Source organism: Polaribacter sp., from assembly GCF_039939415.1.
In the GTDB taxonomy this organism is placed as follows: Bacteria; Bacteroidota; Bacteroidia; order Flavobacteriales; family Flavobacteriaceae; genus Polaribacter.
Genome location: NZ_JBDVJE010000072.1, coordinates 1 through 24,482, shown reverse-complemented (window position 1 = coordinate 24,482; position 24,482 = coordinate 1). Strand labels below are relative to the sequence as shown.

At 29.0% G+C, this 24,482-nt stretch carries 17 protein-coding genes; 6 read left to right on the top strand and 11 right to left on the bottom strand.

Features of this window, described 5'->3' with window-relative positions; translation table 11 throughout:
• Positions 1-7: 7 nt before the first annotated feature.
• Entirely contained in the window at positions 8-1,333 is a 1,326-nt protein-coding gene (locus ABJG40_RS11840) for a DEAD/DEAH box helicase (RefSeq protein WP_348024792.1), read from the bottom strand.
• 154 nt (positions 1,334-1,487) lie between these two features.
• On the opposite strand from ABJG40_RS11840, the gene ABJG40_RS11835 reads away from it, so the two are divergent.
• The 5 genes from ABJG40_RS11835 to ABJG40_RS11815 all read left to right on the top strand — a co-directional run bounded on the left by ABJG40_RS11835 (position 1,488) and on the right by ABJG40_RS11815 (position 6,047).
• Positions 1,488-2,057, top strand: a complete 570-nt coding sequence (locus ABJG40_RS11835; RefSeq protein ID WP_348024791.1) for a Crp/Fnr family transcriptional regulator — start codon at positions 1,488-1,490, stop codon at positions 2,055-2,057.
• 60 nt (positions 2,058-2,117) lie between these two features.
• Positions 2,118-2,852, top strand: a complete 735-nt coding sequence (locus tag ABJG40_RS11830; protein WP_348024790.1) for an acyl-CoA desaturase — start codon at positions 2,118-2,120, stop codon at positions 2,850-2,852.
• A gap of 193 nt (positions 2,853-3,045) precedes the next feature.
• Positions 3,046-3,903, top strand: a complete 858-nt coding sequence (locus ABJG40_RS11825) for a hypothetical protein (protein ID WP_348024789.1) — start codon at positions 3,046-3,048, stop codon at positions 3,901-3,903.
• Positions 3,904-4,084: 181 nt separating this feature from the next.
• Positions 4,085-4,987, top strand: a complete 903-nt coding sequence (locus ABJG40_RS11820) for an EamA family transporter (RefSeq protein ID WP_348024788.1) — start codon at positions 4,085-4,087, stop codon at positions 4,985-4,987.
• A gap of 91 nt (positions 4,988-5,078) precedes the next feature.
• Entirely contained in the window at positions 5,079-6,047 is a 969-nt protein-coding gene (locus ABJG40_RS11815) for a TIM barrel protein (RefSeq protein ID WP_348024787.1), read from the top strand.
• Positions 6,048-6,127: 80 nt separating this feature from the next.
• Here ABJG40_RS11815 and fabG read toward each other — a convergent pair whose 3' ends face one another.
• From fabG to ABJG40_RS11770, 9 genes are all read right to left on the bottom strand, one after another.
• Positions 6,128-6,871, bottom strand: a complete 744-nt coding sequence (gene fabG, locus ABJG40_RS11810) for a 3-oxoacyl-[acyl-carrier-protein] reductase (RefSeq protein ID WP_348024786.1) — start codon at positions 6,869-6,871, stop codon at positions 6,128-6,130.
• A 97-nt stretch (positions 6,872-6,968) separates the two neighbouring features.
• Positions 6,969-9,932, bottom strand: coding sequence for an insulinase family protein (locus tag ABJG40_RS11805; protein ID WP_348024785.1), 2,964 nt, complete (start codon positions 9,930-9,932; stop codon positions 6,969-6,971).
• A gap of 104 nt (positions 9,933-10,036) precedes the next feature.
• The gene (sucD, locus tag ABJG40_RS11800) at positions 10,037-10,909 is read right to left on the bottom strand and encodes a succinate--CoA ligase subunit alpha (RefSeq protein WP_348024784.1); all 873 of its coding nucleotides are present in this window, start codon (positions 10,907-10,909) and stop codon (positions 10,037-10,039) included.
• A 63-nt stretch (positions 10,910-10,972) separates the two neighbouring features.
• Complete coding sequence (locus ABJG40_RS11795; RefSeq protein ID WP_348024783.1) at positions 10,973-11,899, bottom strand: UDP-3-O-(3-hydroxymyristoyl)glucosamine N-acyltransferase; 927 nt, start codon at positions 11,897-11,899, stop codon at positions 10,973-10,975.
• A 71-nt stretch (positions 11,900-11,970) separates the two neighbouring features.
• Positions 11,971-12,537: an elongation factor P gene (efp, locus tag ABJG40_RS11790; protein WP_348024782.1), complete on the bottom strand. Its 567-nt coding sequence runs from the start codon at positions 12,535-12,537 to the stop codon at positions 11,971-11,973.
• 89 nt (positions 12,538-12,626) lie between these two features.
• Positions 12,627-13,412 (bottom strand): acyl-ACP--UDP-N-acetylglucosamine O-acyltransferase, encoded by a 786-nt coding sequence (lpxA, locus tag ABJG40_RS11785; RefSeq protein ID WP_348024781.1) that lies wholly within the window; start codon positions 13,410-13,412, stop codon positions 12,627-12,629.
• A 3-nt stretch (positions 13,413-13,415) separates the two neighbouring features.
• The gene (locus ABJG40_RS11780) at positions 13,416-14,807 is read right to left on the bottom strand and encodes a bifunctional UDP-3-O-[3-hydroxymyristoyl] N-acetylglucosamine deacetylase/3-hydroxyacyl-ACP dehydratase (RefSeq protein WP_348024780.1); all 1,392 of its coding nucleotides are present in this window, start codon (positions 14,805-14,807) and stop codon (positions 13,416-13,418) included.
• Entirely contained in the window at positions 14,800-15,843 is a 1,044-nt protein-coding gene (gene lpxD, locus ABJG40_RS11775; protein WP_348024779.1) for a UDP-3-O-(3-hydroxymyristoyl)glucosamine N-acyltransferase, read from the bottom strand. Before lpxD ends, ABJG40_RS11780 begins: the two co-directional genes overlap by 8 nt.
• A gap of 48 nt (positions 15,844-15,891) precedes the next feature.
• A complete protein-coding gene (locus tag ABJG40_RS11770; RefSeq protein ID WP_348024778.1) occupies positions 15,892-17,115 on the bottom strand; it encodes an HD domain-containing protein in 1,224 nt (407 codons plus the stop codon).
• Between the two features lie 224 nt (positions 17,116-17,339).
• Here ABJG40_RS11770 and ABJG40_RS11765 point away from each other — a divergent pair, with 224 nt between their 5' ends.
• Positions 17,340-18,887 (top strand): bifunctional response regulator/alkaline phosphatase family protein, encoded by a 1,548-nt coding sequence (locus tag ABJG40_RS11765; protein WP_348024777.1) that lies wholly within the window; start codon positions 17,340-17,342, stop codon positions 18,885-18,887.
• Positions 18,888-18,965: 78 nt separating this feature from the next.
• Here ABJG40_RS11765 and ABJG40_RS11760 read toward each other — a convergent pair whose 3' ends face one another.
• Positions 18,966-24,110, bottom strand: a complete 5,145-nt coding sequence (locus ABJG40_RS11760; RefSeq protein ID WP_348024776.1) for a T9SS type A sorting domain-containing protein — start codon at positions 24,108-24,110, stop codon at positions 18,966-18,968.
• Between the last annotated feature and the right edge of the window lie 372 nt (positions 24,111-24,482).

Genomic DNA, 24,482 nt, shown 5'->3' with positions numbered 1-24,482 from the left:
TCGAGATTTACTTTTTCTTTTTAGAATTTCCTTTCGATGGAGATGTTTGCGCTAAATAATTTGCCAATACCTTATCTATCAATTCTTCTTTGGTTAAATGATGAAATACCGTTTTTATTTTGGCTTTTACATCTTCAGAAACGTCTCTATTAGGCTTGGTTTTAAAGATTTTCTTCGCCCATAAAAGAGTATTATTGTCTTCAATACTTTGCGCATTCGCTTTTTGGTATTCGGTAAATTTTAAGCCTAAATCTTCTTCAAACTCAGGGATCTCCTCTACTTCATCTTGTTGTATCACACTTAATGAAAGTCCGGTAGCTCCTGCCCTAGCGGTACGTCCGCTTCTATGTATATACGTGTCATATCTGTCTGGTAAATGATAATTTACAACATAAGAAACCTCTTTTACATCTATACCTCTGGCAGCCAAATCTGTTGCCACTAATATATTGATATTTCCATCTCTAAACTGCCCCATCACACGATCACGAATACCTTGACTTAAACTACCATGTATGGCACCAGAAGAAAACTTATTAATGGCCAAATTTTTAGCCAATTTGTTTACTGCTGCTTTGGTTTTACAAAAAATGATGCCACGCTCCCCATTTTTAGTATTTAAGAAATGCATTAACACATTTAATTTTTCAATAGGCTCCACTACTACATATTGATGATCAATACCTTTATGCCCTAGGGTATCCATATCGGTTTCAATATATTCTACGTGTTTAGACATGTAGTTTTGTACCAATTGCTTAATGGTACCAGGCATGGTGGCTGTAAATAATAACGTTCTTCGGTTTTCTGGAATTTCTTTGATGATGGTTTCTACTTCTTCTTTTAAGGCACTTACCATTTCATCTGCTTCATCTAAAATAAAGTATTGTATTTTCTGAACATCAATAGCTTGTCTTTCAATTAAGTCTACCAAACGACCAGGAGTAGCTACTACAATATTAGGATTATTTTTAAGCATATCTGTTTGCTCTTTTATAGAGGTACCTCCATAAACAGCTGCAATTTTTTCTTTTTGTTTAGGTGCTGCAAATGCAACTAAATTACTGTGTATTTGACGTGCTAATTCTCTAGTTGGTGCTAATATTAATACTTGTACAGTTGCACTGTTGGTATCTATTTTTTGCAACATTGGCAAACCAAAAGCGGCTGTTTTACCAGTTCCTGTTTTTGCCAATACCACCATGTCTTTCTTTTTAAATAAAGCAAAAGGAATGGTTTTTTCTTGTACTTGGGTAGGTATGGTAATATCAAGTTTTTCTAAACGAGCTACAGCTTCTTTATGAATACCTAAGTCTGAAAATGTTTTTAACATCAATTCTTATTTTTTGCAAAGGTAGTCATTAACCTTCTTGTAGCATTAATAAATAACTACTTGTCAATGAAAAGAATTAGATATCTTTACGAACCTCTTTTAAGGCTTCTCAAATATGTATCTTTGCAACGTTAAATAAATAGAATTCGTCATATTGCAACAAATAAAAGCGTATTTAGATCAAATAGCCACCATATCTCAAGAAGATTGGCATTTTTTTACCTCTAAACTAAAGCCAAATACAATTAAAAAAAAGACTATTTTTTTAAAAGTAAACGAAATTGAAAATCAGATTTCTTTTATAGAATCTGGTGTGGTGCGTTTGTTTATTCCTAAAGAGAATCCAGAAAAAGAAATAACCTTTGGTTTTAGTTTTAAAGATCAATTTATTAGTGCCTATGACTCTTTTTTAACACAACAACCGTCTGCATATCAACTACAAGCATTAACAGAAACTAAATTGTTAAGTATATCTTATAATGACCTACAAGAAGTGTATAAAAGAACACAAATAGGTAATTTAATTGGTAGATTAACAGCAGAACGTTTGTTTTTAATAAAATCTAAAAGAGAGCAAAACCTTTTAAACCTTTCTGCAGAAGAACGTTATATAAAGTTGTTTAAAGAAAGGCCAGAGCTTTTAAAAGTAATACCCCTTAAATATATTAGCTCTTATATTGGTATTACTGCACAAGCTTTAAGTAGAATTAGAAAACGTATTTAATTGATTTAGGTTCATTGTTTCACCTTTTATAGCCCATTATCTTTGCAAAAAAATAAAGGTATGGTTATAATTATATTCATTTTAGTCTTATGGTATGGAGGTTTGTTTTTTCAATCTTTCTTTTTGCATCGTTATGCAGCACACCAAGTATTTACCATGTCTAAAAAGATGGAACGTATTACTTTTATTTTAACTTGGTTTTTTCAGGGAGCGAGTTATTTAAGTGCTTATGGTTATGGTATTATGCACAGAATGCATCATGCATATACAGATACCGAAAAAGACCCACATTCTCCATCTTATGATGCTAATTTATTTGCAATGATGTGGAAAACAAAAACCATTTATCAAGACATTAATCAACAACGTATTAATGTAGACAGTCGTTTTACAAAAAATGTACCTCAATGGAAAACATTTGATGCTTTTGCTAGTTCTCGATTCTCTCGTTTGCTTTGGATGAGTTTTTACCTTACATTCTTTATTTTCTTTACTACAGTTTGGTGGCAATGGTTATTATTACCTGTAGCTTTTTTAATGGCTCCTATTCATGGAGTTATTATCAATTGGTTTGGTCATATTTATGGTTATGTAAATTTTAAAATGAAAAATACCAGTAAAAACCTTTTTCGTTTCGATTTTTTAATGATGGGTGAAGGCTATCATAACAACCATCATAAACATGCTAGCAATGCTAATTTTGGTGTAAATTGGTATGAAATTGATCTTACCTATGTAATTATGTTGCTTTTAAATACAGTAGGCATCATTAAAATAAAAACGGATACCAAGTAATTTTTAGGTAGAAATTTATTAGCTAAAAAAATAATCTAAGTAGCAATATCTTCTTTAAATTATAATGATTTTAAATAGTAGTTTTAAGCTTAATATTTAGTGTTAACGAACAACGAAACCCTTTAAAGCACTATCTTTGTGGTTAAATTTAAAAAATATATTTTCACATTACATTTTATAAAATAAAATAATTATGAAGCAATTAATAACAATATTTTTTACGATAATTATCAGTACAATTTCTTACGGACAGTTTCAAGTTTCTCTGAGTACTGGTTATGCATTAGAAAGTGCAGGAATGAAAATTGGAGAAGAAATAAACCTAACAAGCACAAATAACACTTATGGTAGTTATGGAGAAGGTTTGAACTTTCAGTTTAGAGGAACCTATTTTTTTAACGATACTTTTGGTTTAGATGTTGGTTTGGGGTATTTAAATGGAGCAGATCAAACGGTTTCTAAAGTATCTATACCAGGTACTGAGATAGATGCTATTGCCAGAGCGCGAGCTTTTGGAGCTTCTACTTCTGTAGTTTATAGATTTACAAATAATATTTACGGTCGTTTTGGGGCTTTGATTAAAGTTGGTGGTAAAACAGAAGCTGTTGTTTACAAAAAAGCTGTTTTTTCGGATGCTGAAGCTGCTGCTCTAGCATTGCCTTCTGGATCTTATTCTGAAACCAACTATATTGAAGATTATCATGGACATTTCCCTTTAGGTTTTGTAGGAGCTTTAGGATACAAATATGATTTAAATTCTAATTTTAGTCTCTTTGTTGAAGCCGAATATTATGGTATTAGTTTAAAAAGAAAAGATTCTGAAATTACAGCGTTTAATACTGATATTGTGTTGCCTGATGGCACTATTGCTGTTAATGGTTTTTATTCTTTAGATAATTTACCTAGCGATATAGTATTAAAAAGTACTTATGTTGATGAATTATCGAATACAAATACAGATGTTTCTAAAAAATTATCACAAAAAGTACCGTATTCTTCTTTCGGAATTAATTTTGGTATTACTTATAAATTTACAAATTCTAAAGAGTAATTTTTTTGGAATATTAAAAATACATTTTAAAGAATTTAAAAGCCACATTATAAATGTGGCTTTTCTTTTTTTAAGAATTAATGTTGTTGAGCTATAAAATTTTAGGGCAACAATATTTATATAAATATTGTTGATTTTTTTCTGTTTCAATTTTTATCAATAGAGTATCTTCGCGCGCATTATGTGGATGTATTTAGGACTTTTAGCGGCATTATTTTTAGGATTACACAACTTATGTAAAAAACATGCAGTACAAGGCAATGAAGTGTTTCCTGTTTTATTAGGTACAATTTCTGCTGGTTTTTTATTCTTACTTCCACTCTATTTTGGTGCGCTTTGGTATCCAGAAATCATGCAAGAAATGGGTTTGTACATTACTAGTATTCCTATAAAAACACATGGTTTTATCATTATAAAATCGATAATCATGGCTTCTTCATGGGTGTTGGCTTATCAGGCTTTAAAACATTTACCTATTACCATTGTAACACCTATTCGTTCTGCAGGTCCTTTTTTTACGTTTATTGGTGCCATTGTTATCTATAAAGAAAGTCCTAATTTTTGGCAATGGATAGGATTTTTTTTAATCATACTTTCTGTGTTGTTGTATTCTAAAATAGGAAAAAAAGAAGGTATCAACTTTAAAAAAAACAAATGGATTTTTGCCATTATTGGCGCTACATTTTTAGGAGCTTCTAGTGGATTGTATGATAAGTTTTTAATTCAGCAATTAACCTTAAATCCGCAAACATTACAATTCTGGTTTTGTTTTTACACAATTTTAATATTACTAATTATCTTATCTATTACATGGTTTCCGTATCAAGAAAAAAGAAAAGCCTTTACCTTTAGGTGGTCTATACCTGCTGTAGGAGTCTTATTACAAGCAGCAGATTATTTCTATTTTAAAGCTCTGCAAGATCCTGATGCGCTAATTATGTTGTTATCTGCTATAAAGAGAAGCCAAATTATAATCGCTGTTGTTATTGGTGGCTTGCTCTTTAAAGAACAAAACAAACGAAAAAAATTAGTGCCTTTGTTTGGTATTTTGTTGGGAGTCTTTTTGATATTGTATTCCAATTAATGATATAAAGTACCCCTATTCGCCACTCGTTTCCATAAAAAAGAATGTTATCTTTGGTAGGCATTTCTCATTACTAAATAATGAAACGATTATGTCTAAAAAAAAATCAAATTTATCAAGAAGAGGTTTTACAAAACTATCTGCTTCTGCACTTGCAGCCATACCTTTTATGTCTTTTAACAATCCGTTATTAAATGCATTAGCAAGTAATAATAATGAAATTAGCGTGCATCTTTTTTCGAAGCATTTGCAATTTTTAAATTATAACGATATGTCTGAAGCTGCTGCAGATATTGGTTTTGATGGTTTGGATTTAACTGTACGTAGAAAAGGACATGTAGTACCAGAAAATGTAAAAGAAGATTTGCCAAAGGCTGTTACTGCCATGAAAAAGTTTGGTTTGCCACCTGTAATGATGAGCACCAATGTTTGGGATGCTAAAAATGACATTAATTATAATGTGCTTAAAACGGCAAGTGAACAAGGTTTTACACATTACAGAACAGATTGGTTAAAATACTCAGAAGATAAAAACATTGTAGAAAGCCAGAAAGAGTTTGCACAACAAGCAATTGCTTTAGAGAAATTAAATAAAAAAATGAGTTTAATTGGTGGGTATCAAAACCATGCAGGAAAACATGTTGGTGCTCCTGTTTGGGATCTAATTCCGATTTTAGAACCTACAGAAAGAAAATTTATAGGAGCTCAATATGATATTAGACATGCTGTTGTAGAAGGTGGTGAAAGTTGGGAATTAGGTTTACAAAGAATTAAACCCTACATCAACTCTATAGTTATTAAAGATTTTAAATGGGGAAAAGTAAATGGTAAATGGAAACCCGTAAATGTGCCTTTAGGTGAAGGTATGGTTGATTTTAATCGTTATTTTAAACTCTTAAAAAAGCATAAAATTAATGTACCTATTTCTTTACATATTGAGCATGATCTTGGGGGTGCTGAAAAAGGAAAAAGGAAATTAACTATACCTCAAAGAGAAGTTTTTATCAAAATGAAAAATGATTTATCCTTTTTAAGAAATGCTTGGAAACAAGTAGAATAAAATTTTAATACTTAAATTCTTTAAATAAAAAAGAGCTCACAAATTTGTAAGCTCTTTTTTATTTATATTTAATGCAATAATTAGTTCATTCCACCATCTACAGATAAGGTTTGTCCTGTTATATAAGCACTCATATCTGAAGCTAAAAACACACAAGCATTCGCAATATCAATTGGCTGCCCTCCTCTTTTTAAAGGAATTCCATCTCTCCAACTTTGTACAGTTGCTTCATCTAATTTTGCTGTCATTTCTGTTTCTATAAAACCAGGAGCTACTACGTTACTTCTAATGTTTCTAGAACCTAACTCTAAGGCAACCGATTTAGAAAAACCTACGATACCTGCTTTAGAAGCTGCATAGTTTGTTTGACCCGCATTTCCTTTAATACCAACAACAGAACTCATGTTAATAATAGAACCTGCTCTTTGTTTCATCATTGGACGAATTACAGCTTTGGTTAAGTTAAAAACAGATTTTAAGTTTACTTCAATTACCTTATCAAAATCATCTTCTGTAATACGCATTAACAAATTATCTTTTGTAATACCCGCATTATTTACTAAAATATCAATAGCACCAAATTCTTTTAAAACGTCTTTTGCTAATTCTTGTGCCGCATCAAAATCTGCTGCATTAGATTGATATCCTTTTGCAACAATACCAAAAGCTTTTAATTCTTCTTCTAAAGCGTTTGCAGCATCTACAGAAGAACTATATGTAAAAGCTACATTAGCTCCTTGTTTAGCAAATTCAATAGCAATTCCACGTCCAATACCTCTTGTAGCACCTGTAATGATTGCTGATTTATTTTCTAATATTTTCATGTTTTGTAGTTGTTTTAAGGCTTCAAAGATACTAAAATTAAAAAACTCGTAAAACAAATTTGTCTTACGAGTTTATAATAATTTAAAGTGCTATTTATTATAGCTTCACTTCTTTTTTATCAACATAATTAAATAAATAATCAATTTCTAATTCTTTTATTTTTCCTAGTTTTTGTAAAGATTTTACATCTAAATCTTTTTTGTTACCAATAACCATAACATTATAAGATTCTCCTTTTATATTTTTATTAAAGAAATCTTTTAAATCTTTCATAGTCATACCCTTAATGCTATTGTACATTAACTCTCTATTATCATTATCAATTCCTAGTTTTTGTAATCTTTCATAAGACCAAAAAATATTAGATTTTGTAATTCTTTGAGCAGCTAATTTCTTTAAAGTAGCTTCCTTAGCAGCATTAAATTGCTTTTCTGCTTCTGGCATATTGTTCATTAACTCCATCATTGCATCTACAGCTTGCTCTAATTTATTCGCCTGCGTACCCACGTAAGCCATTACATAATTAGGAGAATCTTTTTTAGAAGCACCTCTATAAGCTGCAAAAGCAGAATATGCTAACGATTTAGACTCTCTAATTTCCTGAAATACAATAGAAGACAATCCACTACCAAAATAGGTGTTAAATAATGTTGAAGCTGCCATGTTTTCTGGCTTAAAAGGTGCTCCTTTAGCTAAAAACATTAATTCAGTTTGTACCATATCATAATTTGTAAAGAATACATTTCCGCCTGTTTCTGTTTCTTTATATTCTTTTGCAACAGGATATTCTTTTAATTCTCCAAATATTTCATGATGTGAGTTTAGAGCTGAAACAGCAGAATTTACATCTTTACCATAATAAAAAATACGTTGTTTATAGTTTTTCATATCTTTTACTAAAGCTACTAAATCTTCTGGGTTAATGGCTTTTAATTCATCTATTTGCATGATATCTCTTAAAGGTGAATTTTCTCCGTATTTACCATAGTTCATTAAACCATTCCAAAGAATATTTCCTTTTTGAGTTTTTCCGTCTTGACGCCCTTTGTAGATTTTTTCTACATATTTATTGTAAGCTTCTTTATCTGCTTTAGCATTGTCCCATAAATGCTCTAATAATTCTAATCCTTTAGGTAAATTCTCTTTTAATCCGTTTAAACCTACATAGGTTTTATCTTTTTCTGTACTAACGTAATAAGAAATTCCTAATTTGTAAAACTCTTTTTTAAGAGCTTCATTAGAATATTTTTCTGTACCTAGATATTCTAAATACCCTGCAGCTAAAGATAATTTTTTGTCATTATCACTTCCCATATCAAAAATGATATTCATATCAAACAAATCATTTTTTTCATTTAATACATAGGAAACCTTAATTCCATTAGCTGTTTTTGTTTCTTTAATAGCTGTTTTATAATCTACAAATTTAGGTTGTAAAGGTTTAGATTCTACTTTATTAAAAGCATTAATATAGTCTGAGCTTTTATCTCTGTTTAAGTTTACTGGTGTTATTCCTGGATTGGCAACTTTTACAATGTTCTTATCTTCTCCTTTTCTTTTGTAGGTAAGCACATAATTGTTTTGATAAAAATTATTAGCAAAAGTTACCAACTGTTCTTTAGATATTTTTTTTAAATCATCTAAAAACTGAACTCTTTCTGACCAATCTTGTTGATATATAAAAGCACTTACATACGTATCTGCTAATGCTGAATTGTTTTCATATTGTCTTGTTTGGCTTAATTTTAAGTCATTTACAACAGCTTCAATCATCCAATCTTCAAATTCTCCTTTTTTTAATTTTTCAATTTGTTCTAATAACAATTCTTTAACTTCATCTAAAGATTGGCCAGACTTAGGTGAACCTGTAAAAGAATGATATCCATAATCATTTAAAAATGTTGGAGAACAACTAGCTCTCTGTACCAATTGCTTTTGGTTTAAATTTAAATCGATGATACCAGCATTTCCATTTGCCATTATCATATCACAAAGTGTTACAAACTTTTCTTCTTCAGTATTTACTCCTGCAGATCTATAAGCAATAGAAATAGATTCTGATGTTGGCCCGAAAACTTCATTTATAATAGGTGCAGTAATTTTAGCTTCTTTCGGTAAAATAGGATGTGTTAATTCTTTTCTTTCAAATTTCCCAAAAGCTTCATTTACTTTTTTAATTGTAGCTTCAAATTCAAAATCTCCCACTAAAATTACAGCCATATTATTTGGTACATAATATTTATTAAAATAATTATGTATATCTACCATAGAAGGGTTTTTTAAATGCTCTCCTGTACCAATTGTAGTTTGTTGACCATAAGGATGATTTGGAAATAAACCATCTAACATAGCTGCATAACGTTTTCTAAAATCGTTATCTTGACCTCTATTGAATTCTTCGAAAACTGCTTCTAATTCTGTATGAAACAAACGTAAAACCAATGTACCAAAACGCTCTGACTCTAAATCTACCCATTTATCAAATTCATTTGCAGGAATTTTATTGGTATACACAGTTTGTTCGAACCAAGTATATGCATTGGTACCAGTTGCTCCAAGAGAAGCCGTCATTTTATCATATTCATTTGCAATAGAATAGTTAGATGCTTCTAAAGAAACCTTGTCTATTTCTTTATACAATGCAAGTTTTTTATCAGCATCTTTTTCGGCTCTATGTTGTTCATACAAAGAAGATATTTTATCTAAATATGTTTTTTCTTTTTCCCAATCTGCAGTACCAACTTTGTGGGTTCCTTTAAAAACCATATGTTCTAAATAATGCGCCAAACCAGTAGATTCTTTAGGGTCATAATTAGAACCTGCTCTTACTGCTATATAGGTTTGAATTTTAGGTTCATCAGAATTCTGACTTAAATAAACTTTTAAACCATTTTCTAATGTATACAAGCGTAAGCCTGTTGGATCATTTTCTACGGATTCATAGGTTAATCCATTTGAATCATTTTGTGAAATAATTTCGTAACTTTTTTCTTTATCAGTTTTACAACTTACTGCTGCAACTAATATAAAGCTAATGAATAGCAATTTAATTTGTTTCATAATTTTAATTTTGGTTGAAATAAAAAATCCATTGAATTTACAAATTCAATGGATTTTTACTGTATAATTTTAAAACTTTAACAGTTTTTTTTAAAAAAATGTGCTTATTTTAATACTTCTGCAATCATTTCTCCAATTTTAGCAGGAGAGCTTACTACATGTACTCCATTTTCTGCTAAAATTTTCATTTTTGCTTGTGCAGTATCATCTGCTCCACCTACAATAGCACCTGCATGCCCCATTGTTCTCCCTGCTGGTGCAGTTTGACCTGCAATAAAACCAACCACTGGTTTTCTGTTTCCATCAGCTTTAATCCATTGTGCAGCTTCAGCTTCTAGGTTTCCACCAATTTCACCAATCATTACAATTGCTTCAGTTTCGTCATCATTCATTAATAACTCAACAGCTTCTTTGGTTGTTGTTCCAATAATAGGATCACCACCAATACCAATTGCAGTTGTAATTCCATAACCTTGTTTTACAACTTGATCTGCAGCTTCATAAGTTAATGTTCCTGATTTAGAAACGATACCTACTCTACCTTTTTTGAAAATAAAACCTGGCATAATACCAACTTTAGCTTCATCTGGAGTGATAACTCCTGGACAGTTAGGACCAACTAATCTACAGTCTTTATTGTCAATATATGCTTTTACTTTTACCATATCTGCAGTAGGTATACCTTCTGTGATACAGATAATTACTTTGATTCCTGCATCTGCAGATTCCATAATTGCATCAGCAGCAAAAGCTGGTGGTACAAAAATAATAGAAGTATCAGCTCCAACTTTATCTACAGATTCTTGTACTGTATTAAAAACTGGTTTACCTAAGTGTTCTTGACCTCCTTTACCTGGAGTTACACCTCCAACAACATTGGTTCCATAATCAATCATTTGACCTGCATGAAATGTACCTTCACTACCTGTAAAACCTTGAACTATAATTTTTGAATTTTTGTTTACTAAAACACTCATTGGCTTGTTTATTTATATTGTTATGCAAAAATAGTTTATAGATTCTTTAAAAAAAAAGAATTTTTATGAATTCTTTCTATCTTTTAAAAATCGCTTAATTTCTGCTAATTCTTTTAATTTTTCTCTTGATTCTGAAATAGGTGTACCAAAGTAACTTTTTCCTCCTGCTACAGACTTTGTAACTCCTGTTTGTCCTAATATAACTGCGCCTTTACCAATTGTAATTCCGCTATTGGTACCAACTTGCCCCCAGATGGTAACTTCATCTTCTATAATTACACAACCTGCAATACCTGTTTGTGAAGCTATTAAACATTTTTTTCCAATTTTTGTATCATGACCAACATGAACTTGATTGTCAATTTTTGTACCTTTTCCAATTGTAGTATCACCTGAAACACCTTTATCAATTGTACAAGATGCACCTAAATCTACATTGTCTTCTAATACAACTTTTCCTCCTGAAATTAATTTATCAAAACCTTCTGGTCTATTTTTGTAATAAAAAGCATCTGCTCCTAAAACTGTATTTGCATGAATGGTAACATTATTACCTATGATACAATTATCATAAATTGTTACATTTGGATGTATTACACAATTGTCTCCTAAAATTACATTATTTCCAATAAAAACATTGGGTTGAATAACGGTGTTATTTCCTATTACAGCAGTTGCTGCAATACTAACTTTTGATGAAATAAAAGGATTGAAGTGTTTTGTAATTTTATTAAAATCACGAAAAGGGTCGTTAGAAATTAACAATGATTTTCCTTCTGGGCAATCCACTTTTTTATTAATTAATATAGTAGTTGCTGCAGAATTTAATGCTTTGTCATAGTATTTAGGATGATCTACAAAAACGATATCTCCTTTTTCTACAACATGAATTTCATTAATTCCTGAAATTTCAAACTCTTCATCACCAATAAAATCTACGTCTAAAAGTGAAGCTATTTGTTGTAGTGTTTGTATTTTTTTAAATTTCATATATAAACAGCTAGTAATTAGAAAGTAATTTGTTGTTAAACAAAATAACAAATTACTTTCTATAACTATTTTTACTCTTTAATTCTTTCTTGGTAAGTTCCTTTAGTAGTTTCTACTTTAATTTTATCTCCTTCATTAATAAATAAAGGAACATTTACTGTAGCTCCACTTTCTACAGTTGCAGGTTTTGTAGCATTTGTTGCTGTATTTCCTTTTACACCAGGTTCTGTATGTGTAACTTCTAAAATTACACTTGCTGGCATATCTACAGATAAAGGCATGTCATCTTCAGAATTGATAATGATGGTAACAATTTCTCCTTCTTTCATTAAATCTGGGCTATCTAAAGCTGTTTTTTCTAATTGAATTTGAGAGTAGTCTTTCTCATTCATAAAGTGATACGTTTCTCCTTCATTATATAAGTATTGAAATTTGTGTGTTTCTACACGAATGTCTTCAATTTTTCTTCCTGCAGGAAACGTATTATCAACCACTTTACCATTGGTTACACTTTTTAATTTTGTTCTAACAAAAGCGGGACCTTTACCAGGTTTTACGTGTAAAAATTCTACTATTTTGTATATATCGTTGTTGTACTTAATACATAATCCGTTTCTAATGTCTGATGTTGTTGCCATTTTTTTATCGTTAATGGTTAATGGTTTATAGTTAATGGCTTATAGAAGTTGATTGACGAGCAACCAGAAACTACAAACCAACAACCAAATTAATTTGCTTTAAAATATCCTTTCATAATTCCTCTGTGTGAATCTTTAATAAATTGAACGATTTCATCGCGTTCTGGAGTTGCTTCCATCTCAGCTTCAATAATATTTATTGCTTGGGAATTATTATAATTTCTTTGAAATAAAATTCTATATATGTTTTGAATTTCTCTAATTTTTTCTGTTGAAAAACCTCTTCTTCTTAAGCCTACAGAGTTAATACCTACATATGATAATGGTTCTCTTGCTGCTTTTACAAATGGAGGAACATCTTTTCTAACTAAAGACCCACCAGTTACAAAAGCATGGTTACCAACAGAGGCAAATTGATGCACAGCAACCATACCAGCAAGAACTACATTGTCTCCTATAGTTACATGACCAGCTAATGTTGAGTTGTTTGAAAAAATACAATTATTACCAACAAATGAATCATGAGCAATATGACAATATGCCATAATTAAACAATTATTTCCAATTTTGGTTTTCATTCTATCAGTAGTACCTCTATTAATGGTAACACATTCTCTTATGGTTACATTATCACCAATTTCTACAGTAGTTTCTTCATCGTCAAATTTTAAATCTTGAGGAATTGCAGAAATTACTGCTCCAGGAAAAATTCTACAATTTTTACCAATTTTAGCACCTTCCATAATGGTAACATTAGATCCAATCCATGTACCAGAACCGATTGTTACATTATTATGAATGGTAGTAAAAGGTTCTATAACCACATTTCTAGCAATTTTTGCTTGCGGATGAACATATGCTAATGGTTGATTCATAGTTTATTTTTTTCTTACAATTTGTGCCATTAATTCTGCTTCTGTAGCCAACTTACCATTTGTATAGGCATATGCTTGCATATGACAAATACCTCTTCTTATAGGAGAGATTAACTCTGCTTTAAATATTAATGTATCTCCAGGTAAAACTTTTTGTTTGAATTTTACTTTATCCATTTTCATAAATAATGTTAAATAGTTTTCTGGATCCGGCACTGTATTTAATACTAAAACTCCACCACATTGTGCCATTGCTTCTACTTGCAATACTCCTGGCATTACAGGTGCTCCAGGAAAATGCCCAACAAAAAAGTTTTCGTTCATTGTAACATTTTTCATACCAACAACATGTTTGTCTGTAAGTTCTATGATTCTATCAATTAATAAAAATGGAGGTCTATGAGGAAGAATATCCATAATTTGATGGATATCTAATAATGGTGGTTGGTTTAAATCATAAACCGGAACATTGTTTCTTTTTTCTAGTTTAATAATTTTAGCTAATTTTTTAGCAAATTGGGTATTAATTAAATGCCCAGGTTTATTCGCAATTACTTTACCTTTAATACGAATGCCCACCAAAGCTAAATCTCCAATAACATCTAATAATTTGTGTCTTGCAGCTTCATTTGCCCAGTGCAAAGTAAGATTATCTAAAATTCCGTTAGATTTTACAGTAATATCTTCTTTATTAAATGCTTTTTTTAATTTTGCCATTGTGCTATCTGACAATTCTTTATCAACATATACAATTGCATTATTTAAATCACCACCTTTTATAAGGTCATTTTCTAAAAGCATTTCTATTTCATGTAAAAAACTAAAAGTTCTTGCTGCTGCAATTTCTTCTTTAAAATCTGAAATTTTTTCTAGGTTTGCATTTTGAGTACCTAATATTTTTGTGCCAAAATCTACCATAGCTGTTACTTGGTACTCGTCTGAAGGCATTAAAATTATTTCGCTACCAGTAACCTCGTCTTTATAAGAAATAATTTCTTTAACAACATATTCTTCTATTTCTGCATCTTGTTCTTCTATACCTGCTTTTTCTAAAGCCTCTATAAAATATTTAGAAGAACCATCCATTATAGGTGGTTCTGGAGAATCAATTTCAATTAATAGGTTATCTATATCTAAACCAACTGCTGCTGCTAAAACATGTTCTGATGTTTGAATTTGGACACCATTTTTTTCTAGGTTTGTACCTCTTTGAGTATTTACAACATATTCTGCCTTAGCTTCTATTATTGGTGAACCTTCTAAATCTATTCTGCGAAAAGCAAAACCATGATTAACTGTTGCAGGTTTTATAGTCATATTAACTGTTTTACCTGTGTGTATTCCTACACCAGATAAATAAACTTCTTTCTGAATCGTTTTTTGCTTCTTACTCATTTATAGTAGATTTTTGAGCATTCAACTCTTTTTCTATATTATTAACTTTAGTAATGATTTTAGGTAAATTTTTAAAATACACATAACTTTTATTAAAGTCTTGCACTTTAAATGCAGGTGTACCATTTACTATTTCATTATCTTTTATATTTTTTGAAATACCTGCTTGTGCAAGTATTTTAACATTATTACCCACTATTAAATGTCCTGCAAAACCTACTTGTCCACCAATCATACAATTTTTACCTATTTTAGTAGAACCTGCTATACCTGTTTGAGATGCAATTACAGTGTTTTTACCAATTTCTACATTATGAGCTACTTGTATTTGGTTATCTAATTTTACACCTTTTCTAATGATTGTAGAGCCCAAAGTTGCTCTATCTATTGTACTTGCAGATCCAATATCTACATTGTCTTCTATAATTACATTTCCTATTTGAGGAATGGCTTTGTATTCTCCGTTTTCATTAGGAGCAAAACCAAATCCGTCTGCGCCAATAATAGCTCCAGAATGAATTTTACAATTGTTTCCAATTATTGTTTCTGAATATATTTTTACACCCGAAAAAATAACACAATTATCTCCAATAACGGTATTATCTCCAATATATGAGTTTGGATAAATTTTTACATTATCTCCAATAGTTACATTTTTACCAAGATAAGCAAAAGCACCTATATATTCATTTGCACCAATTTTTGCAGAATTAGCTATAAAGTTAGGTACCTCTCTACCTGTTTTATTATTTTTAGCTTCATTATAAAACTCTAATAATTTAGAAAAAGATTCATAAGCATTATTTACTTTTATTAAAGTTGTATGAATTTCTTTATCTGGCTTAAAAGTCTTATTAACAATAGCTATTGACGAATTTGTTGTGTATAAAAAATGATTGTATTTAGGATTTGAAAGAAAAGTTAAAGAGCCTTTTTCTCCTTCTTCAATTTTAGATAATCTAGAAACTTCCTCATTTGGATTTCCTACTACATCTCCTTCTAAAATATCGGCAATTTGTTGTGCGGTAAATTTCATTAAACGCAAAAATATAAAATTTATAGTGATTTGGCTAATTTTAAGAGGCTACTTTGGATAACAAATAAAGTGTTTTACTACAGGATTTGTGAGTGCTTGTATGTTTAGTTGGTCTGATGCTTTTGCAATATCTTTTAATTTTCCTTCTTTATTAAGAATAAAAATAGGCTTTTCTTGCTGATATGCTTGATTTGTAATTCGTTTAGTAAAAACAAAAAAATGAGCTTCTTTTTCTGTAAGTTTTAATTTTTTTGATACTTCTTTAACTTTAGTTAGTACCTCTTGATTTTTAAATTCTTCTTGTTGAATTTCTATTCGAAGTAATTTTCTATTCATTATCATTTTAGATAATAATGAAAGTATTTTATCTGAATGATTGGTCCATTCTTTAATAGCAGATAAAACATCGTAATCATCTAAAGTAGCAAATTTTTCTAAAGTTTTATCATCAAAATTATCTTTAATAATAGGTTTATATAAAAAGTATTTAAAAGAAGAACTTGCGTACAACTCTACCCCTTCATCTGCTAATTCTTTTGCTCTTTTTAATACGTTTACTAGCATGTTTTCTGCAACCAAACCCGTTTTGTGCAAATAGACTTGCCAATACATTAAACGTCTTGCTATTAAGAATTTTTCTACAGAATAAATTCCCTTTTCTTCAATAACCAACTCGTCGTTTTTAACATTCATCATGGCAATTAATCTGTCTGATGAAATATTACCCTCTGTAACCCCAGTATAAAAACTATCTCTTTTTAAATAATCTAATCTGTCTATATCTAATTGACTAGAAATAAGTTGATAAAAAAATTTACGATGGTAATTTCCTTCAAAAATTTGGATTGCTAAATTTAATTTACCATCAAGCTCTATATTTAATTTTTGCATGAATTTTAATGAAATTTCTTCATGAGAAACACCATTTACAATACTATGTTCTAAAGCATGAGAAAATGCTCCATGACCAATATCGTGTAGTAAAATTGCAACATACAATGCATTTTCTTCTTCTTGAGAAATTGCTACTTGTTTAAAACGTAAAACACGCACCGCTTTTTGCATTAAATGCATACAACCAATTGCGTGATGAAAACGTGTGTGATTTGCTCCTGGATATACTAGGTTAGAAAATCCCATTTGGGTTATTCTTCTTAAGCGTTGAAAATATGGGTGTTCTATAATATCAAAAACTAAAGTGCTTGGTATTTGAATAAATCCGTAAATAGGATCATTTAAAATCTTTAATTTATTTGGTTTTTTTGTAATCAAAAGAATGTTTTTATCAATCTATGGCAAAGTACAAATTAATGCAACAATTTTACAAATTATAAAAGTTGATTTTTATGTTTCCATAAAAAAAATAGTTGCAACATTACTTAATTTTTGATTATAATTATGATGTGTTTTTTGGCAATATTTTATCATTTATAAAAGTAATTACGCATAACAATTGGTTACTTTTATCGTTAAATGTTAAAATTATAAATAAAAATATGAGCGGTATACAAATTTTATGGGTTGATGATGAGATAGAATTATTAAAACCTCACATTCTTTTTTTAGAGCGTAAAAATTACAAAGTAACAACATGCACAAATGGTGCAGATGCTATAGATTTGGTAGGAGAAGAGAATTTTGATATTGTTTTTTTAGATGAAAATATGCCTGGTTTAACTGGGTTAGATACACTTACAGAAATTAAACAACAACAAGCAAATTTGCCTGTTGTTATGATTACAAAAAGTGAAGAGGAATATATTATGGAAGAAGCAATTGGCTCTAAAATAGCAGATTATTTGATAAAACCTGTAAATCCGAGTCAGATACTATTAAGTTTAAAAAAGAATTTAGATCACACAAGATTGATTTCTGAAAAAACGACTTCTAGTTATCAGCAAGAATTTAGAAAAATCTCTATGGATTTAGGAATGGTAAATTCTTATGAAGAATGGATTGATCTCTATAAAAAATTGGTTCACTGGGAATTGGAATTAGAGAATATTAGTGACCCAGGTATGTTAGGGATACTTGAAAGCCAGAAACAAGAAGCTAATAATCAATTTTTTAAGTTTATCAAAAAAAACTATGAAGATTTTTTAACAGCAAATGATAAACCTACTTTTTCACATACATTATTTAAAGATTATGTAGTTCCGGAATTAAGTAAAGACCAAGGTGTTTTATGGGTTGTAATTGATAATTTACGTTACGATCAATATAGAATTCTAGAACCATTAATTAACAATCATTACAAAAAAGACGAAGAATATTCTTACTTCTCTATTTTACCTACTGCAACTCAGTATGCAAGAAATGCAATATTTTCTGGATTAATGCCTTCTGAAATGGAAAAACGTCATCCAAATTTTTGGAAAAATGATACAGATGAAGGTGGAATGAATTTGTATGAAAATGAATTTTTATCAGCTCAAATTAAGCGTTTAGGATTAAATATTAAATATGAGTATTACAAAATAACCAATTTAAAAAATGGTAAAGATTTAGCAGATAATTATAACGGAACAAAACAAAACGATTTAACTGCTGTAGTTTATAATTTTGTAGACATGTTATCGCATTCTAAAACAGAAATGGAAGTAATAAAAGAATTGGCAGGAGATGACAAAGCCTATAGAAGTTTAACTTTAAGTTGGTTTAAAAATTCGCCTCTGTTCGAAATTATTCAGAAAGCACAAAAATTAGGTCAAAAATTAATTATTACTACAGATCATGGAACGATTAACTGTAAACACCCTACAAAAGTAGTTGGAGATAAAAACATAAGTGCAAACCTACGTTATAAAACAGGTAGAAGTCTTTCTTATGAAGATAAAGACGTGTATGCTGTAAGAAATCCTAAAGATATTTTCTTGCCTACAATATCTATGAGTAGTCCGTTTATTTTTGCAAAAGAAGATTTATTTTTTGCGTATCCTAACAACTTTAATCATTTTGTAAAATACTATAAAAACACGTATCAACATGGAGGTATTTCTTTAGAAGAAGTCATTATTCCTTGTGCTGTTTATAGCCCAAAATAGAAACAATATTTTTTCTTAAAAAAAGCGAGTTGACAATTATCAACTCGCTTTTTCCATGAAAAAAAACAACTCTTTTTTTTATCTTTTAATTATTTTTTGATTTATACTTCCTTTATCTGTATTTACTTTAACAAAATATATCCCTGATACGAATTCTTTTAAAATGATTTCTTTATTATCGCTAGATTTTATTTTTTTTCCAACTATATTATATACTTCAATAGATTTTAATTGCAACCCATTACTTAAAGATATATTTATAAAATCATTTACAGGATTAGGATAAATTAATACATTTTCCTTTAAAAACTCGTTTGTAGATAAACTCGTTTTTTCACAATAAGTATTATATGCTGCTGTAGCGTCTTTTATCCATTTTGTTTTAGTTTCTGCTTCATCAATATTATCAACTTGTATACAACTAAGGTTTGTATTACCTGTAACATCCAACGTTTCTAATATTCCATTAGCGTTATTGCTTATATTGAGGTAAGTTAATTTATTATCTGAAACATTAAGGTTGGTTAATGTTTCTATGTTTGAAACATCAATTTCTTCTAACAAATTATCGGATGCATTTAATATTTTAATTCCGGTTGTATTTGTTTTAAAAACAGTACGTTTTTTACCAGTAGTCTTAGAAAATAAAGTTATAGATGTATTAAAAAGGTAGCTAATATCTGTAAGTTTATTTCCAGAAACATCAATACTTGTTACATTAGTAAAAGCTTCTAAACCAGCAATACTAGTTATATTTTGTTCACTTAAATCTAAATCACCTGTAAAATTTTGTGCTTCTTCATACGTTATTTCACCATCATTATTACTATCTAAACCTGTAATAGAAAGTAAAGCTGAATCTAAATTTGAGTCTTCTGTATACACTTCCCAAACTGAATTACAATCTTCACTAAAACTTGCAGTATCATCAATTTTACCAAATAGATATTGATCACTCCAACTTTTTTCAAAAACCTGAATACAAGTTAAATTTGGATTTAAAGTAGCATTAAAATCTTGCCACAAGTTATTACCTTTATCAATATTTAAATATTCTAAATCATTATTATGACAATAAAATAACTTTAAATTAGGTGAATTACTAACATTTAAAATTTTGATGTTATTTTTATAACAACCAAAAGTTTCTAAATTTATGTTTTTTGTAATATCTATTTTGGTAAGTAAATTATCATGTAGAGACAACCAAGTTAGCTTTGTGTTTGTAGAAACATCTAGAGCTGTTAGCTCGTTTTCATAAGCTTCAAGTCTTTCTAAATTTATAACACCAGTAACATTTAAATATTTAAGTTTATTATAATTAGTACCTATGCAACTTAAGGTCGTTAATTTAGTTAACATACTAACGTCTAAACTATCTATTTTAGTTCCATTAACTGAAAGTTCTTCTAAATTAAGGTTTTGTGAAAAATCTGCACTTTCTAAAAAACTACTAGGATTTTGCCATCTTGTTAGGTTTTTAAATGCTTCTAGACCTTGTATGCTTTTAAAATTATAACCAGAAAGTTCATTCATTGTTTTAACGTAATATGCATCTTTAGTTCTAAATTTTCCATCTTGAATCGTATCTACTTTATTAGCTATTAAAAGTTTTTCAAATTCTACATCAGGAACAGATGTATAGTAATTAGAAATAGCATCATTTTTTGAACAATCTTCACTAAAACCTGTTTGTTCATCTGTAAAAATCCAATTATTTACACTATACTCCTGATTATCTACCTGAATACAGGTTAAATTTTGGTTTCCTTCAGTATTAAATGACGTTACAATTTTGTTATTTCCATTTGAAACATTCAAAGTTTCTAAATTATTTGTTCTACAATCTAAAACCTTTAAATTTTTATTACTGGTTAAATCTAAAGTAGTAATATTATTTAGATTACAATTTAAAGACACTAATTCTGTAAAGTTTTCAATACCAGATAAATCTGAAATTTTAGAAGTTACATTTGGTAAATTTTCATTATTATCTGCATTACCAATCCAAAGAGTTGTAATTGCTTCTGCTTCACTCTTTAAAATATTACCATTCAATCCATTTGTATCAAATCCTAAATCAATTAAGGCTTGTTCAAAATTGGTGTCTGGAATTTCTATAACTGGCATTATAGGTTGAATAGGCCCCTTTAATTGACTCTCTACACTTACTCCAAAATCTACTCCGTCTTTTGGAGTAACCTCAAAACTAATGTACTTACCAATATCTTCTTGAATTATAATATAAGTATTTGTAATTTCTCCTGAAATTTCTATTTTATTTGTACCTAAATTGTCATCTGATATATACCATTTAAACTTTGATCCATTTTCTAGGTCATTATCATAATCTGAATATTCATAGCTAGCCACTAGTTTTTCTCCTTCTGTTAAAGTTCCTGTTATGATTAGATTCATTGCAGTTGGAAAAGCATTTCCTACAGGCCCATGAAATTCACTTTCTAAAGTTTTACCAAAACCAATACCATCATAAGGAGTAACTTTAAGACTTACAAACTTACTTTCTTGAGATTCCGTTAATGTAAAAGTTAAATCGTTTGCACCAGAAATTTCTTCTTGATTAGATCCGCTTGTATCATCAGAAATATACCATTGATAATAAGAGCCTGTTTCAATATCGTTTTCTTCATCTAAATATTCATAAGTAGCTGTTAAAATATCACCGATTTCAAATACTCCAGAGATCACAATATTACTAACTGTGGGTGGATTATTTGCTAATTTTATAGGTCCTTTTACAATACTTTCTACACTCTTTCCATAATCTTTTCCGTCATATGGTTTTACATTAAAACTTAAGTATTTATCAATATGATCTGAAGTTAATGTATATTCTCTATCATAAGCACCTTCAATTAACGTTTTGTTAGTCCCAAACTCATCATCAGACAAATACCAACTATATAATGTTTCGGTTTCAGAATCATCATCACTATCATTATAATCATATAAAGCATGAATTATTTGCCCTGCATAAAGTTTTCCGTAAACTTGTAAATTCGATGCAGTTGGTGGAATATTGTTTATTGTTGTACTTTTTTGAATTGGTCCATAAAATGAGCTTTCTACTGAAGAACCAGAAAGAAATCCGTTATTTGGAATAATTTTAAAACTAACATATTTTCCTATATCAAAATATGTAAAAATATGATTAAAAGAGTTATCACGATAATTAACTCTTGTAATATTTCTACCAAATTCATCGTCAGAAATATACCATTCAATTTCTGTTTCTTGCTCTGAAAAATCATTTTCATCTAAATAATCATAAGTAGCTGTTAATTCTTTATACTGTAAAAGTTCTCCCGTAAGTATTAAATTACTCACTGTAGGTGGTGTACTACTACATTCGTTACTAAAGAGAGAGTTATCATCTATATTAGTCCAATTAGTTTTAGAATAATCGTCATCATCTACTTGTATACATTTTAATGAAGGGTTATTCTGAATATTAAAAAAAATAAAGTTTTTATTATTTTCATTATCTATTTTTAGTGCTTCAAGAACACCATCTATAGCTGTAAAATGTTTGAGAATTTTATTTTCTGAAAGATCTAAAAAATTTATTTTATTATTTGATATACTTAAAGTTTCTATTTTGGAATTCTCTGATAAATCTATATTTTCAATTGAATTATTATCGACTGATAATATTTTTAAATTTTTAAATGCAGATATTCCTGATATGTTTGATATATTTTTATTATTTAAGTTTAATTCTACAACATTAACAATACTATCTAATACAACTTTACCATTTAAACTTTTGTCATACCCAAAATCTATCAAAGCTTGTTCAAAATTATTATCTTTTATTGTAACCATTGTAATGGATTCTGGACAATCTTCTGAATTACCACCAGTAATTTGATCTTTATATGGGCCAAATACAGAACTTATTACTTTTTCACCATATTCTAAACCATCACTTGGTGTTATTTCATAACTAATATAGTAATCTCCTCTACCTGGATATCTAATATTAATGCTTGTTTTATCTTTAGCTGAACTAATTTCTGTTTTATTTGTTCCTTCTTTGTTGTCAGAAACAAACCAAGTAATTTTTGTACCCTTTTCTTTGTTATCATCAACATCAGAATAATCATAATTAATAGTATTTTTTCTGATATCTTCAGAACCACATCCCCCACCACTTATCGTTTCAACAGAACTTATAAAGGTTAGATTACTTACAATTGGTGGTGTATTGTTATAACAATTAGTTTCAAAAGTTGTTGTTTCATCTATATCTGTCCAATTTGTGGACGCATAATCTACATCATCTACATTTATACAGTTTAATTTAGGGTTTAATAAACTATTAAATGCAGTTATTTTAGTATTGGCCCCATTTTTTAAATTTAAAGCCGCCAAATTAGCATTATTTGAGACGTACAATGTATCTAAATACTGTTGTTGTAATAAATTTAATTCAGAAATTTTTGAGTTATTTAAAAAATCTAAACGAGTTAATAAAGGGTTTAAATTTAAATCTAATCCATCTAAATTTGTTTGAATACACCTTAATCTTTTTAAAAGTGAATTTTTAGAAAGATCCATTTCTTTTATTAGGGTATAAGAAATATCAAGATCTATAAGTTTAGTGTTATTTAAAATATTAATATACGGCATAGGATTTAAACCTACAGATAATTGTAAAAGTTGGTAATTACTTCTTACATCAACATCTATTATAGAGTTACTATATATGGCCAAACCTACCAATCTAAAATTATTTGTAACATCTAAATTATTTAATTTATTAAATGAAACATTTAATACAGTTAAGTAAGAGTTTGTGCTAACATCAATTTCTGTTAAATCATTTACTCTAACATCTAAATATGCTAATATTGGGTTTTGAGATACATCAATTTCTTGAATTTCATTATATCCTGCATATAAATAATTTAAATTTGGCATATATTTAATTGCAGAAATATCTTTAATTTTCCCCTTTACGTTTGTTAATAAAGGGTTTAAAGGAATATCATCATGAACAACGTTTGTAGGATTGTAAATTATTAATTTGTCTATTTTAACAGCATCTGTAGTTAATATAGAACCATCAAGATTACCAGTTGAATCCCAGCCTAAATCTATTAAAGCTTGCTCAAAATTTTCATCTGTAATAGACACTGTTTGTGCAAAAAAGTTTAATCCGTAAAAAATGGACATTAGTAAAAGTAATCGTGTTTTCATAATAGTTGTTTTATGGTTTGGATTTTCAAATATGTAATATTAAAATGCATAAAACTATACCTACAAATAGGTGTTATTAGCTAGACCAAAAATACTTTTAGATAAAGTCAAAAAAACACGTTAAAATGTGTTTGTAGTTACTAGGATGATTAGAAAAGTAAAAACTAGACTAATTCTAAATTAAGCAGAATTTTTACATTTTTTTTAAAATAAACTAGTAATAAAAACTATATTTTTAATTATAAACTTCACTATTTTTGTAATTATGAACAAAAACTATTCTTTAGAAGGTTTATCTGAAGTTGCAAAAGAACTTATTTCATCAGTAAAAAATAAAACCTTATTATTTTACGGACAAATGGGCGTTGGTAA